The following is a 13,385-nucleotide window of genomic DNA, read 5'->3' as shown; positions in this document are numbered from 1 at the left end:
CCGGGACAAGGGAGGACCGTCATGACCGAGATCGACATCAACACCCACCGCATGACCGGCGCCGGACGCGAGAGCGTGCGCGACGGCCGGCTCGAGTGGACCTCGGCCTGTCCGTTGAGTCGGCTGATCCCCGGACTCGGGGTCGCCGTGCTGCTGCGCGGCCGCGAGCAGGTGGCGCTGTTCCTGCTCGAGGACGGCAGCCTGCACGCGGTGGGGAACATCGATCCGTACGGCCGGGCCGCGGTGATGTCGCGAGGCCTGGTCGGGGACCGGGCCGGCGAACCGATCGTGGTCTCGCCGCTGCTCAAGCAGGCGTTCTCGCTGGTGGACGGCCGCTGCCTGGACGAGCCGTCGGTGCGGTTGCCGGTCTACGACGTGCGGGTCTGGGCAGGGGTGGTGCAGGTGCACAGCTCGCTGCACGCAGACGGCTCCCTACATGCACCCGGCGTCCTGGTGTCCGGGGCGGGCCCGGCGTGAGCGTTGCGAACACCGGTGATCCGCTGCGCGGGTTCACGATCGGGGTGACCGCAGCCCGGCGTTCCGAGGAGTTCACCACCCTGTTGACCCGACGCGGGGCGAACGTGGTGCTCGCCCCCGCGATCCGGATCATCCCGCTCGTCGACGACGCGGAACTCGAGCGCGTCACGCAGGACCTGATCGACAACCCGCCGGAAATCGCGATCGCCACCACCGGGATCGGGTTCCGCGGATGGATGGAGGCAGCGGAGGGCTGGGGCAGCGCGGAGGACCTGCGCGGCGCGCTGTCCTCGTCGCGGCTGCTGGCCAGGGGGCCGAAGGCGACGGGCGCGATCCGGGCCGCCGGCCTGCGGGAGGAGTGGTCGCCGGCCTCCGAGTCCTCGGCCGAGGTCATCGACCACCTGCTCGCGGAGGGAATCGAGGGCCGTCGGATCGCGGTGCAGATGCACGGCGCCGCCACCGAGTGGGAGCCGCTGCCGGACCTGTGCGAGGTGCTCCGGATCGCCGGCGCCCACGTGGTGCCGGTGCCGGTGTACCGGTGGACCCCGCCCGACGACCAGACCGCGATGGACCGGCTGATCGAGCTGACGGCGGCCGGGGGACTCGACGCGGTCAGCTTCACCAGCGCACCCGCGGTGGCGTCGATGCTGATGCGCGCCAAGGAGATCGGCCTGATCAACCCGTTGCTCCAGGCGTTCGGCGGTCCGGTGCTGGCGGTCTGCGTCGGACCGGTCACGGCGGCGCCGCTCGAGGCCCTCGGTGTCTCCACGACGATGCCGAGCCGGGCCCGACTGGGGTCGCTGGCCCGGCACATCGCCGAGGAACTGCCGCGTCGGTCGGTGACGCTCCAGGCGGCAGGTCACTCGTTGGCGGTGCGCGGCGGCTGCGTCCTGGTCGACGGCGAGGTCCGGCCGCTGCCGCCCGCGGCGATGGCCCTGACCCGCACCCTGACCCGGGTCCCCGGTCGGGTGGTCACCCGGGAGGAACTGCTGTCCGTGCTGCCCGGTGGCGGCGAGGACACCCACGCGGTGGAGACGGCGATCGCGCGACTGCGGGCCGGGCTCGGTGCCCCGAAGATGGTGCAGACCATAGTCAAACGCGGCTACCGGCTGGCGCTGGACACCACCGACTGTGCCCACGCGGACCCCTGCGACGAGGCGGGCGGGAACGACGACGGGCCGCAGGCGTGAGCGCGCCGTCGCTCGTGCTGGTGGCGCACGGCACCCGCAGTACCCGCGGTGTCGACATGGTCGCCGCGCTCGCGGACGAGGTGTCGTCCGCGGTGGGGACCACCCGCGTCGCGTTCGTGGACGTGCTCGGCCCGTCGCCCGCGGAGGTGCTGCGGGGCCTCGACGGGCCCGCCGTCGTGGTGCCGGCGTTCCTGGCGTCCGGCTACCACGTGCACACCGACGTGCCGCGCGAGGTAGCGGACTCCGGGCACCCCGACGTCCGGGTCACCGCCGCGCTGGGTCCCGACCCGGTGCTGGCGCGGGTGCTCCGCCAACGGCTCCGCGAGGCGGGCTGGCGGCCGGGCGACGCGGTGGTGCTTGCCGCCGCGGGCTCCTCGGACCCGCGCGCGCTCGCGGACGTGCGCCGCGGCGCCGCGCTGCTGGCCGAGCTGATCGAGGACCGCGTACACATCGGCTACGTCGCGACGGCGCAGCCGCGGGTACCGGAGGTGGTGCGGCGGCTGCGGGCCGGCGGCCATCGGCGGGTGTTCGTGGCGTCGTACCTGTTGGCGGACGGGCTCTTTCACCGGCGGCTGGGTGACGCCGGCGCCGACGGCGTGGCGCAGCCGCTCGGGGTGCACCCGGACCTGGTGCGCCTGCTCGTCGACCGCTACCGCGGGGCCGCGCAGTCGACGGACGAAGGCCGGTTCAGCGGGGCAGCGGCAGCAGTTCGGCGTGACCGGCGTCGGGTGTTCCCGGTTCGATGACCGCGAGGGCGTCGGCCCCGATCAGGCCGGCGAGGTGCGCGGTCCGGACGCCGGCGACGGCTCGCCAGCGGCCGTCCGCCAGCCGGGTGACCGGCACCAGGCGGGCGACGTCCGCGCCGACCTCCGTCGCGTTGACCACCGCCCCGGTGACCACGGGCGGACGCGGCACGCCGGTCAGCGCGGCGACCAGGGTCGGCGTCATTGCCAGCAGCGTCACGACGGCCGCGTAGGGGTTGCCGGGCAGGCCCAGCACCACCCGGCCGTCGGGCAGCGTCGCCACCACCTGCGACCCACCGGGACGGCAGCGCACCCGGCCCACCAGCGTGCGGGCGCCCCGTCGGTCCAGGGCCAGACGCAGGTGGTCGGCGGCGCCGCCCCCGGTCGCGCCGACGATCACCACCAGGTGCTCGGCGGTGTCGGGCCCGGTCGGCGGGGCCAGCAGTTCGTCGAAGCCGCCGGCGGTGTCACGCAGGTGGGCCTCGGTGGCGGTGTGTACCCCGCACCAGGACAGGAAGTGCGGCATCAGCGGGCCGAGCGAGTCCCGGGTCTGCCCTGGATGCAGCGGGCCGTCGCGGCGGATCTCGTCCCCGCTGACCACAATTCGTGCCCGCACCGGACCGCGAACCGCGAGCTCGCCGACCTCGGCGCTCAGGGCCACCGAGGCCAGCGCGGGGGTGACCGGCGTGCCGGCCGGGGCCAGCTCGTCACCCTCGTGCCAGTCCTCGCCCCTTCGGCGGGTGTCGTCGCGGACCGGGGCGCCGGGCCTGCGGCGCAAGGTGGTGCCGGTGGCGTCGGCGTGCTCGTCGCGCAGCACCGCGTCGGCGCCGGTCGGCAGGTGGGCGCCGGTGGCGATGCGTACCGCGTGTCCGTCCGGCAGCTCGAGCTCGTCCTCGGATCCGGCGAACCGGATCATCGGGTCGAGTTGCCAAGGCCCGGAACCGGATACGGCGTAACCGTCCATGGCGGAGAGGCCGAGGCGGGGGAGCGGAGCGGCCGCGGTCAGGGGTCGGGCGAGCGCGCCGCCCAGCGCCCGTACCGGAGCGAGCATGCGCACGGTCAGCGTGTCGACCCCGCGGTGCACGCGAGCGCGGGCCTCGTCGAGGCTCAGCGCGGTGGCGGAACCGCTCGCCTGGGGGCCGGCGCTGCGAGCCCGCGCCCGGGCCAGGTCCGCGTCGGTGTCGCAGTCGGAGATGCCCGACATGAGCACCGTCACATGGTTTTTGGGGACCAATACCTTCATCGGCTGGTTGGCGGGCCCGTCGGCGCCGAGGGCACGCAGTCGGGCGGCCAGCGCGTCCACGCGCCAGAGCCCCAGCAGGAACTGCACCCGGCCGGACTCGTCCACGGCGAACGCGGCGTCCGTGGCGGGGTCCGAGACCAGGGCGGCGGCGAGGGTGGCGATCGCCGCGGGGGTGATGAAAGGGAGGTCGGCGGCCAGGACGACCACCAGCTCGGCATCACCGAGTTCGGCCAGGCCCGCGGCGACCGCCGCGACCGGGCCGGACCCCGGCGGCGACTCCTGCGTCTGCCGGACGGTGGGGGCGAGGCCGGCGCGGTGCGGGCCGACCACCACCACGGCGCTCGCGGCGGCCACGGCGGCCAGGGCGGTGTCGAGCATGGACCGCCCGGCGACCTCGATCGAGGGCTTGTCGACGCCGCCCATCCGGGTGCCGGAGCCGCCCGCTAGGACGATCGCGTCAAATCTCGCCTGGCCGTCGGTCATCGGTCCATGCTCGCACGCGGGGAGTGCGGACACCCGGTAGGACGTCGGGGCGGATCACACCGTCAGGGACCGGGCCGCGTTCTCCACGATCGCGGTGAGCTCGCTGTCGTCCTGCGGCGCCATCGCGAGCGTGGGCACCCAGCCCTCGGCGCGGCGGACCCCGACGTTGCGGGTGGCGAGCTTGTAGACGCCGAAGGCGGTCGGTCGGCTCAGGTCCTGTCGCAGGACGGCCGCGGTGAGGGCGGTGTTGGCGAGGGTGGCCAGGGTGATCATCCGGGTGCGGTAGTGCTCGGAGTCCCGGACCCGGGTGCCGTGCACGTGGGTGAGCGCACGGTCGGCGAAATGCACGCCGGCGAGCAGGGAGTCGATGATCCCGCGCAGGGGCGCGTCCGAGGCGATCTGCAGGTACCGATGCGGCTCGAGCATCGCGTCGACCGCCGCCGGCACGGCCCCGCACTGCGAGTGCCCGATGACCGTGAACAGTTGCACGCTCGGCAGGTGTTCGGCCGCGTAGTGCAGGCTGCCCCGGCTGTCGGACCCGGGGACGTTGCCCGCGACCCGCACCACGAACAGGTCGTTGGCCGCGCGACCGAGGGTCAGCTCGATCGGCACCCGGGCGTCCGAGCAGCTCAGCACGGCAGCGAACGGACGCTGGGTCAGGATGCCGTCCATGTCGTCGTGCGCGATGCCGAAAGCCTCTCGGTCGACGTGAAGTTCGATCGATTCCGCGCCCACCCGGGAAAAGGCCGCGCTGCCCCGTTCGAGCAGCGCGACGGCCTCCTCGGCAGTGGTCGGCGGCGCGGACCGCAAGGCACTCGGGCCCTGGACCCACCGGATCTGGATGGCTGCATCGGTGTGGGGCGACGGCGTCGGCATGGGACGAGTGTAGGAAGCCGGGTGCGCCGGAGGTCCGCTCGACTGCGGGAGCGCCTGGGGAGGCTCAGCGGTGGTAGGAGTCGAGCATCGCCTGCGGCAGCGGCTGCTCCATCACCACCCGGGACCCGTCCCAGGTGTAGTCGATGGCGGCCGGCCCACCGGCGGGACAGCAGTTCGGTTCGTCCTCGGCAAGCCACCGGTACTCGACCGTGACGGTGTCGCCGGCCGTGCCCGCGACGTGGGTGAAGGCGTACGGCTCGGCGGTCGCTGTGCCGAGGTAGCGGCCGGCGTGGAAGAACAGGACGTGGCGGGGTGAGCTGGCGGTGCCGGCCTCCACGTCCGCCACCGCCCACAACAGGTCGGGGCAGGAGCCCAGCGGGTCCTCGGACGCGGCGCCGACGATCCAGCCGTAAGGCGTCTGGTCCAGGCCGGCGACGGCGTCATGTACCCCCGTCGAGTTCGGGTCCAGGCAGCGGCCCTGTCCACTGATGGTGTCGGCGGTGGGCTGGTTCGTCGTGGCGGCGTCGGTGTCCTCGGTTTCGGTGTTCTCGGTTGTGGGGGTGGATTGTGTTGTCGAGGGCTCCGACTCGATCGCCTGTGTCGCGGACGACTGTGTCTCGGACGGTTGTGCTGGGGCCTGCGCCGCCGAGGTTTGGGCGGTCGGCGTGGGTGGCTCGGTGTCGCCTCCGCAGGCGGTGGCTGCCGCGGCGATCAGCGCCGCGCAGACAACGGCAGTCACTGTCGGTGTTCTCATGCACGCCCCTCGGGAGGTAGTAGCGATGGCGGGTTCGCGGGCGAACGGGCCTGTCGCGAACCGCGAGCGGCCCTCGTGGGGTGTGTCGGCGCCGGGTCGGGGCGTGTTACGCGTAACGCCGCTCGAGAATCCGGCGAAAGGGACTCTGACGCCAGGGCTCACGGGCCGGGGGCGCGAGGAGCGGGGGACTGATGGGTGAGCTGGACGGCAATGCTAGGCGGGTCGGCTGGGCGGACGGGCTGGTGGTGGTCGGGGTGGTGGCAGTCGGCGTGACCGTCGCCGGTCTGCTGCACGATCCGGGTGCGTCGTCCTCGGCGGAGGACGAGGCGTCGCCGGGGTCGAGGGTGACCCCGACCGTCGTCTATCCCGTCGAGATTCCGGGCTGCGAGCGGGTGGAGCCGCCGTCGGACGGCAAGGGCTTCATGGTGGGGTACGCGGGCGAGCAGAGCTACGACAACCCGAGCTACCCGTGGTTCAACGGGCCGAAGGCCACCGCCATGTCCGACGCCCTGCGGTCCGCGCTGCCCGACACCGTCCGACTCGAGTTTGCGGGCCCGAGCGAGTCGTTGTGGTTCCAGCCGATCCCGGTGTTCACCTCCGAACTGCCCGAGGGAGTGAGAGCGGAGGACATCGGCGGCTCGACGTCGGCGCAGGGACGGCTCACCCGTGGCGCCGCCGCCGGGATGCTCGATGTCCGGGTGCGCCAGTCGACTCGGGAGATACCGGAATGCGTTGCCGGCCAACTTGACCGCCGGACCACGTTTCCGGACGGCGCCGTGGTGGACTCACAGGACACCTGGAACGAGTACGGAGGCAACCGGAACCTGGTCCGCCGGGTGACCGCGCACCTGCCCGACGGCACATTTGTCGAGGCGTCGGCCAGCGACGAGAACTGGGCGGAGCCGGTGCAGGCCAGGCGGAACAGCGGAACTGTGCCGCTGACCGTCGACGAGCTCACCGCCCTCGCCACTACGCCTGGACTGCGGGTCACCACGGCCGTCCCGGTCGGCACGGCGCAGCCGCCCACGGAGTGCCGCGTTGGTATCGACGGCGGCACGCCACTGAGCCGAGAGACCGTGCAGCGACTGAACGCCGCGCTCGACGAGGTGTGGCGGGAGCACGCTCCGACGGGGGTGAGCCTCGACCGCCGGCTCGGGTCGCTGCAGCTGTCCACCTACGACCGGTCCAGCGTCTGCGAGGAATTGGGTGTGAGCGGCCCGGATGGATCCGGCCGACTCCTGGTCTCGATCACTGGTGGTCACCAGCTTCCCGTCGAGCCGCAGGGGGAGCCGAGTGACCGGCGCCGCACCGCCTTCACCGCCCTGCCGGACGGCTCGGTGCTCACCCGAACCGAGCCCGGCATCGTCACCGTCACCCGGCCGTCCGGGACTCGGGTCCAGGTCAGCCTCGACGACGCGGCGCCGGCGACGGTATTGACACTGGACCAGTTGCAGGAAATTGCCACCGCGTCGGGGCTGGAACTCTGATTTCGGGTAAGCCGAGGATTGCGGCCAGGCATGCCGACAGGCTCCACCCTTGATGCAGCCGGCTGCGGCCGAGTGTGTCTCGGCCGCAACCGGTCCGGTTGTGGGTGAGTGTTCAGGCCTGTGTCTGGTCAGACTCCGTGGATCTCGCGCCGGTTGTGAGCCGGCCGTGGTCTTCGCGCCGGGTCCACCCAGGCGGGTGGGATGAACCACGGGAACCCGTCCGGTTCGATCTGCACTGCCCAGTGGTTCCTGTGGATGATCGTGTGGTGCTTCTTGCAGAGCAGCACCAGGTTCGCCAGCGCGGTCGGACCGCCGCTGGACCAGTGCCGAATATGGTGGGCGTCGGTCCAGGCGGCGGGACGTCCGCACCCGGGGAATGCGCAGCCGCAGTCCCTGGCCACCAGGGCTTTGCGGAGTTTCGGGGAGATGACGCGGGTGGTGCGGCCCACGTCGAGTGGGTTGCCATTGCGGTCCACGAAGATCGCGGTGACCTGGGCGTCGCAGGAGATGCGGGCGGCGATGGCGGCGGAGATCGGGCCAGCCCAGGGCATGCTGGCGTGCCGGCCGCGGCGGTACCGGCGGGGTGGCCTGAAACCGGCGGGGCTGGTGCAACCCTCGTGCTCGCCGACGGGTCCGGTTGCATTGTCGGAGTGGTAGTCCCAGCCTGTTCCGACCCATGCCCCGGTCGCGGGTATCGGCGCGGTCGCGGCGACCGCATCCCGTAGTGCGTCGACGTCGATGGTGACGGTGACGTGTGGTCGTTCCCCTCCTTCCATCGGTCCGCGTGCGTTGTCGAGGTGGCCGCGGATGATCTGTCCGAGGGCGTCGGCGCGGCGTTTGGAGGCGGTGCGAGGGTCGCGGATCGGGTGACCGTCGTCGTCGGTGGTCGGGTGCGGCTTCGACAGGCCTGACAACGCGGTCTGCAGGGCCTCGCCGGTTTCGGCGTCGAAGCTGCCCTTCACGAGCACCCGCCCACCCAGGGTGCTGGAGGCGAAGAATTCGTTCAGTTCGGGGTTCTCGCCGTCGGAGGGGAGATCGCTGTCGCGTTCGAAATAGATCTCCATCTCGCGGGCCCGCTTGCGCAGCTGTGCGGGGTCCTCGGCGCGGGCGGCGATGAGCAGGTAGGCCTCGCAGTCGTCGGCCCGTCCGCTGTCGGGGTCGGGGTGCTCCCAGTCGGTCCCGTCGGGTGCCGGGTCGATGTCGAAGTCGCGGGTGAGCTTGGCGAGGCGGCCGAGGAAGTTGACGATCACCTGCACGTGGCCCAGTTCGATCCGTCCTTCGTCCAACGCCCCGGCCATCTGCGGGTGCAACGGCAGCTCGCGGGAGAGGCGGACGATCTGCGAGGCGTGGGCGGGGTGCATCCGGGTGGCGCCGGCGAGCCAGGCGGCGGTGTCCGCGGCACCGGCGTGTTCGGGCAGGCATCTTTGGTCGGCCTCGCGGACCAACCGGACCAGTAGCGCCTCCCGCCTACGCATGTCCTGAACCAGCTCCGGCACCGCGGCGAGGATCTCGGTTTCGTCGAGTCGCCATGCCACGACCCCGGCGGGGTCGGCGAGCATGGCGTCGAGTTTCATACATTGAATTCTACTCGCACGTGCATTCGATTTCTAGTGTATTAATGCTGGTCAAAGGTGTGCGAATCGAAAATGTTCCTGCACGTTCCCGTGAAGCTGCCTACGCCGCCAGCACCGCCCCGTCGAGGCTGCCGGCGCCGACAAAAATCGCCACAGTCAGGCCTGGTGAGGAAGCCGCCTTCGAGGCTGCCTTTGCGGATGCCAAGGCGATCATTGCGGGCATGTCCGGGTTTGAGCACCTGACCCTGTCGCGATGCCTGGAGCGACAGAGCACGTACCTGCTGCTCGTGCACTGGATTTATCGAGCGTCAACTGTCGTCAACTGTCGTCAACTGTCGTCAACTGTCGTCAACTGTCGTCAACTGTTCAGCACGCCGCGGCCTCCCAGGCCTGCTTGAGCCGTTCGGCCTCAGCTCTCGCCTGCAGCGTTCCTGCTTCAAAGGCCGGTATCCAATTCGCACGGCTGGCCAGATCGCCGCCGAACGCCCCGATCGACAGCTCGTCGGGGCAAATCAGAACCGATCTTCCCGGCTGTGCCACCCGGAGTTCGGACTCGAGTTCCGTCGCTGGAAAGAGGTGAGCGAGCGGGTGTACGGCAACCAGAAGCTGCGCTCCGGCTGCCAAGTCGGCATTGGTCGACGAGTGCATCCCACCATCCATGAAGCGGCGACCGCCGATGGTCATCGGTGGATAGAAGCCTGGCGTGGCACGGCTTGCGACGACGGCGTCGGCCAGGGAAGCCTCTCCGAGTCTGTCGAAGACTTCACGCTTGCCCGAGAGAGCATCGACGGCCACAACCAGGAGCGATGTGTCTGGCCATTGCGATGATCCGATCATCCTGTGCATCCGCTCGACATGCACCGGCTCATGCTCTGCGCTCATCTCGAGCGCGATCTGTCCCACACGTCGTCGCGCGACGTCCGGTTCAAGTTCCTTGTCCCCGAATACCGCGAAGACTCTGCCCGTCAAACGGGGGTCGACAGGTGGCAGTTGCACGTCGGCAGGAGCCGGTCGTGGGGGTTGGGCCAGCTCGGCTGGGTCTCGCCCGGTGGCGAGCACAGCGGCCACGATCGCGCCTGCCGACGTTCCGACGATCAGATCGGAGTCCGCCAGGTCCACTCCAAGACGTCGCAATCCGCTAGCCATGCCGGCCATCCAGGCGGTACCGACGACACCGCCCGCGCCAAGTACGACAGAACGTTTTGGAAACTGTTGCATGCCAGCAACATTACTGTTCTCACCCGATGTGATGCCAGCGCATCGCCGCTTGCCGCCGTGGTCTCCAGGTCGAGTCACCGGGCCGGTGGGTCCTCGGTGGCGGCGGCATCGTCGGTCGCGTCCGGGACGTCGTCGTGGCGGTCCCGGTGCTCGATCGCGAGCGCCCTCAGCGCGTCGAGCGCCCGCGGCACGTCACCGACGGGTACCAGCAGATGGTCGTGGTGACGGCCGGCGATCACGTTGCAGCTGATCCCGATGTCGGCGAGCCGCCCACTCGCCGCGGCGGTCAACCCCACCGCGCCGAGTGCGGAGTGCACCCGCAGGGTGATCCAGCCGGCCTCGAAGTCGTAGGTCCAGCCGCGGATGTCGGCGTCGCGCTTGGTGACGACCAGCGAGAGTCCGTTCTCCTCGGCGACCGTGGCGGCCGCCGTCACGCCGTCGGCCCCGCTCGGGTCTGCGAGGAAGACGAACACGAAGGTGCCCTCGCGGCCGACCGGATCCACGGTGGCGAGCAGGACGTCGAGGTTGCGTTCGCCGGTCATGGCTCGAGCCTGCCATCAGTGCTGTGCGCGGGGCGATTTGGGCGAAATGTGAACGCGAACTGAACAAGTGACCAATAATGTTCCGGCAGGCGTGGTGTGTCTGGCCGCGCGATGCCTCGAGAAGAAGGTGAGTGCCCGACGTATGTGGTCCAAATTCCGATTGACGACGGCTGTGACGGCGCTGCTGTGTGCGGCGACGATGGCAGCGGGCGGGGCGACAGCGGTCGCGGCGCCGGCCGAACCGGGCGACGGCCGGTTGTCGACCAGCACCTCCGGGGCACCGCGCATCGTCGACGACCTCGGTCGGACGGTCCTCCTACGCGGGATCAACGTCAACGGACTCGGCGAGTACTACCAGGAGTTCCCCGACCTCGACCCGACGATGCCGCTCACCGAGGCGGACTTCGCGGGCATCGCGACCCAGGGCTTCAACGTCGTCCGGCTGATCATGAGCTGGTCGCTGATCGAGCCGCAGCGGGGCGTCTTCGACCACTCGTACCTCGACAAGATCGCGCAGGCGACGGAATGGGCGAAGGCGCACGACATCGGCGTCATCCTGGACATGCACCAGGACGCCTGGGGTCCCGCGGTCGCCACGCCGGACGGCGTGAGCTGCCCTGCGCCGCTGGCGACCTCGGTCGGCTGGGACGGTGCCCCGGCGTGGGCCACCGCGACGATGGGCGGTCTGGCGACCTGCCGACTCCCTGACTCGCGCGAGGTGTCGGTGGTGGTGCAGCAGTCGTTCGAGAACTTCTACAACGACGTCAACGGCATCCAGGGCGAGTTCGTCAAGTCGTGGGAGTTCGTGGTCCGGCGCTTCGCCGCGGACCCGACCGTGGTCGGATACGACCTGCTCAACGAGCCCAGCCCCGGCCTGTCGGTGGGCATCAACGACTACCTGCGACTCGGCGCGATGTACGACCGCCTGATTCCGGCCATCCGGGCCGCCGAGGCATCGGTGCCGGGCGGTTTCAGCCACACCGCGTACTTCGAGCCGTCGGTGGCCTCCAGCCTGCTCCCGACACCGGGTCCGGCGACGGGCTCGGCCGGTTCGTCGGGCGAACCCAGGTTCACCTCGGATCCCAACCTGGTCTACGCGCCGCACATCTACAACGAGTCGCTGCCGCTCGCGGTCGGCAGTATCGAGTCGGGCTTTGCCGCTGCCGCGAAGGCGGCGGAAGGCTACGGCGGAACACCGTTCTTCTCGGGCGAGTGGGGCTACTTCGGTGACGACGCGAGCAACCCGGAGAAGGTCGCCCGGTACGCCGCGCAGGAGGACGCGTACCTGGTCGGTGGCACCTGGTGGCAGTGGAAGCAGGCGTGCGGTGACCCGCACAACGTGCAGCATCGCGAGAACCGTCCGGACTGGTGCCAGGCCGGAGAGTTCGGCGAGTTCGAGAGTTTCCCGGCGGACAGCCCCATCCGCGCCATCCTGAGCCGGGCCTACCCGCGCGCGGTCCCCGGCGAGCTGACTGCGATCCGCGCCGACGTGCCCAGTGGCGCCCTCGAGGTCGAGGGCGTCGCGGACCGGGCCGGGGTGTCGGCGGACCTCTGGGTTCCCGCTCGCTGCGCCGTACCCGAGGCGCCCCCCCCCCCCCCCCCCACGAGTCTCGTTGGCGCACAACCTGCTCACGGCGTCGACGGGCTCACGGCATCGACGTGAGCGGAGGACGTCGGCGAGTGAATCCGATCAGAAGTGGTGCCGGGCCGTGCGCAGGTCAACCCGGCCGTCGTTGATCGGGACACCTTCCAGTGCCAGTTTGGAGATCTGCCGGTGCACGAGGTGTGCGGCCGGCCGGCCGGAGGCGCCGAGCACCCGGTGCCACGGCAGGTCGGCGGCGTCGGTCCGCATGATCCAGCCCACTGTGCGGGCGCTCGACAACCCGGCCGCGGCCGCGATGTCGCCGTAGGTCGCCACCTTGCCCGACGGGATCGCGGCGACGAGGGCGCGGACCCGCTCGATCTGTTCCTCGGTGGTGGCCGCCACGGCTAGAGCAGCTTCTCGATCAGGGCGGCAACCTCGCCCGGCCGGGACTGGGCCACCATGTGGTCGACATCCATCTCCACGACGGTCAGTCGGTCGCCGAGGTGGGCGGCGAGTTCCGCACGGTAGTCGGGTGACAGGTACGGCGGCTGCACCCGCATCGCGGGCACCAGCACCGTCGGCAGGTCCGCGGGAGGCAACACGGCGGGGCGGGCCAGTTCACCCCACGACGCCACCACGGCGGGTACGGAGTAGCGCCAGCCGACGCGGCCGCCCTCGAGTTCGACGAGGTGCTCGTCCATCTCCGCGTCGAGCACCTCGGTGTCGACGCCCGCCCAGGCTCCGTGCACCTTCTCCGAGCGGGCCTCCGCCGCGTCCGTGTAGTCGGGGTAGCGCACCGTCAGGTCCGCGATCTCGAGCATCTGGGCGGGGTTCATGCCGAGCGCGGGATCGAGCAGGACGAGCGCCCGCACCCGCTCCGGTACCCGGCACGCGAGATGTATGGCGATCGCGCCGCCGTACGAGTGCCCGGCCACCACCACGGGCCCGCTCGCTTCCGTCTCGAGCAGGGCGACGAGGCTGTCGACCTGATCCGCGATGCCCCACGGCGGCGCCCAGGTGGAGCGGCCGTGCCCCCGGAGGTCGGGCGCGATCACCCGGGCCTGCGGGAGGTACCGCTCGGCCAGGTGCTGCCAGCGTTGCCCATGCCCGGTCATCCCGTGCAGGCCGAGTACGACCGGGCCGTCCGCGGGCCCGTACCGGTGGATCTCGAGATCGCTCACGGGTGCCATCCTGCCGGATCCCACCGACGTTC

14 protein-coding genes are annotated in these 13,385 nt (G+C 71.3%); 6 read left to right on the top strand and 8 right to left on the bottom strand.

Annotation, left to right across the window (positions count from 1 at the left end; translation table 11 throughout):
• The first annotated feature begins 21 nt into the window (after window positions 1–21).
• Genes nirD through AC1DWC_RS16655 form a run of 3 tightly spaced genes read left to right on the top strand, consistent with a single transcriptional unit; the run spans window position 22 to window position 2,413 of the window.
• Complete coding sequence (nirD, locus tag AC1DWC_RS16665) at window positions 22–477, top strand: nitrite reductase small subunit NirD (RefSeq protein WP_477909764.1); 456 nt, start codon at window positions 22–24, stop codon at window positions 475–477.
• Window positions 474–1,667 carry a uroporphyrinogen-III synthase gene (locus tag AC1DWC_RS16660; protein WP_477909762.1) on the top strand — a complete coding sequence of 398 codons (1,194 nt, stop codon included), beginning with the start codon at window positions 474–476 and terminating at the stop codon, window positions 1,665–1,667. The genes nirD and AC1DWC_RS16660 overlap by 4 nt, the downstream gene beginning before the upstream one ends.
• Entirely contained in the window at window positions 1,664–2,413 is a 750-nt protein-coding gene (locus AC1DWC_RS16655; RefSeq protein ID WP_477909760.1) for a sirohydrochlorin chelatase, read from the top strand. Before AC1DWC_RS16660 ends, AC1DWC_RS16655 begins: the two co-directional genes overlap by 4 nt.
• Here AC1DWC_RS16655 and AC1DWC_RS16650 read toward each other — a convergent pair.
• The 3 genes from AC1DWC_RS16650 to AC1DWC_RS16640 all read right to left on the bottom strand — a co-directional run bounded on the left by AC1DWC_RS16650 (window position 2,355) and on the right by AC1DWC_RS16640 (window position 5,751).
• Entirely contained in the window at window positions 2,355–4,136 is a 1,782-nt protein-coding gene (locus AC1DWC_RS16650; RefSeq protein ID WP_477909758.1) for an NTP transferase domain-containing protein, read from the bottom strand. The genes AC1DWC_RS16655 and AC1DWC_RS16650 overlap by 59 nt on opposite strands.
• A gap of 54 nt (window positions 4,137–4,190) precedes the next feature.
• Window positions 4,191–5,012, bottom strand: coding sequence for a carbonic anhydrase (locus tag AC1DWC_RS16645; RefSeq protein ID WP_477909756.1), 822 nt, complete (start codon window positions 5,010–5,012; stop codon window positions 4,191–4,193).
• 64 nt (window positions 5,013–5,076) lie between these two features.
• Entirely contained in the window at window positions 5,077–5,751 is a 675-nt protein-coding gene (locus AC1DWC_RS16640; RefSeq protein ID WP_477909754.1) for an LppP/LprE family lipoprotein, read from the bottom strand.
• A 206-nt stretch (window positions 5,752–5,957) separates the two neighbouring features.
• Between AC1DWC_RS16640 and AC1DWC_RS16635 the strand changes: the two genes are divergently transcribed.
• Entirely contained in the window at window positions 5,958–7,253 is a 1,296-nt protein-coding gene (locus AC1DWC_RS16635; protein ID WP_477909752.1) for a hypothetical protein, read from the top strand.
• A 128-nt stretch (window positions 7,254–7,381) separates the two neighbouring features.
• Here AC1DWC_RS16635 and AC1DWC_RS16630 read toward each other — a convergent pair whose 3' ends face one another.
• On the bottom strand, window positions 7,382–8,827 hold the full coding sequence (locus AC1DWC_RS16630) for an HNH endonuclease signature motif containing protein (RefSeq protein WP_477909750.1): 1,446 nt from the start codon (window positions 8,825–8,827) through the stop codon (window positions 7,382–7,384).
• A gap of 44 nt (window positions 8,828–8,871) precedes the next feature.
• Here AC1DWC_RS16630 and AC1DWC_RS16625 point away from each other — a divergent pair, with 44 nt between their 5' ends.
• A complete protein-coding gene (locus AC1DWC_RS16625; protein ID WP_477909749.1) occupies window positions 8,872–9,225 on the top strand; it encodes an antibiotic biosynthesis monooxygenase in 354 nt (117 codons plus the stop codon).
• Here AC1DWC_RS16625 and AC1DWC_RS16620 read toward each other — a convergent pair.
• Together AC1DWC_RS16620 and AC1DWC_RS16615 are read right to left on the bottom strand one after the other, a co-directional pair.
• A complete protein-coding gene (locus AC1DWC_RS16620; RefSeq protein ID WP_477909747.1) occupies window positions 9,194–10,045 on the bottom strand; it encodes a patatin-like phospholipase family protein in 852 nt (283 codons plus the stop codon). The two genes, AC1DWC_RS16625 and AC1DWC_RS16620, sit on opposite strands and share 32 nt — an antisense overlap.
• 74 nt (window positions 10,046–10,119) lie before the next feature.
• The gene (locus tag AC1DWC_RS16615; protein WP_477909745.1) at window positions 10,120–10,587 is read right to left on the bottom strand and encodes an ACT domain-containing protein; all 468 of its coding nucleotides are present in this window, start codon (window positions 10,585–10,587) and stop codon (window positions 10,120–10,122) included.
• Between the two features lie 160 nt (window positions 10,588–10,747).
• On the opposite strand from AC1DWC_RS16615, the gene AC1DWC_RS16610 reads away from it, so the two are divergent.
• Window positions 10,748–12,250, top strand: a complete 1,503-nt coding sequence (locus AC1DWC_RS16610; protein WP_477909743.1) for a glycoside hydrolase family 5 protein — start codon at window positions 10,748–10,750, stop codon at window positions 12,248–12,250.
• 27 nt (window positions 12,251–12,277) lie between these two features.
• Here the strand turns inward: AC1DWC_RS16610 and AC1DWC_RS16605 are convergent, their stop codons facing one another.
• Together AC1DWC_RS16605 and AC1DWC_RS16600 are read right to left on the bottom strand one after the other, a co-directional pair.
• Entirely contained in the window at window positions 12,278–12,574 is a 297-nt protein-coding gene (locus AC1DWC_RS16605; protein WP_477909741.1) for an MGMT family protein, read from the bottom strand.
• A 2-nt stretch (window positions 12,575–12,576) separates the two neighbouring features.
• On the bottom strand, window positions 12,577–13,362 hold the full coding sequence (locus AC1DWC_RS16600) for an alpha/beta fold hydrolase (RefSeq protein ID WP_477909739.1): 786 nt from the start codon (window positions 13,360–13,362) through the stop codon (window positions 12,577–12,579).
• Between the last annotated feature and the right edge of the window lie 23 nt (window positions 13,363–13,385).

This window comes from Rhodococcus sp. P4_C10 (assembly GCF_056402135.1).
The sequence above is the reverse complement of the archived record's forward strand: the minus strand, read 5'-3'. Positions and strand labels throughout refer to the sequence as shown.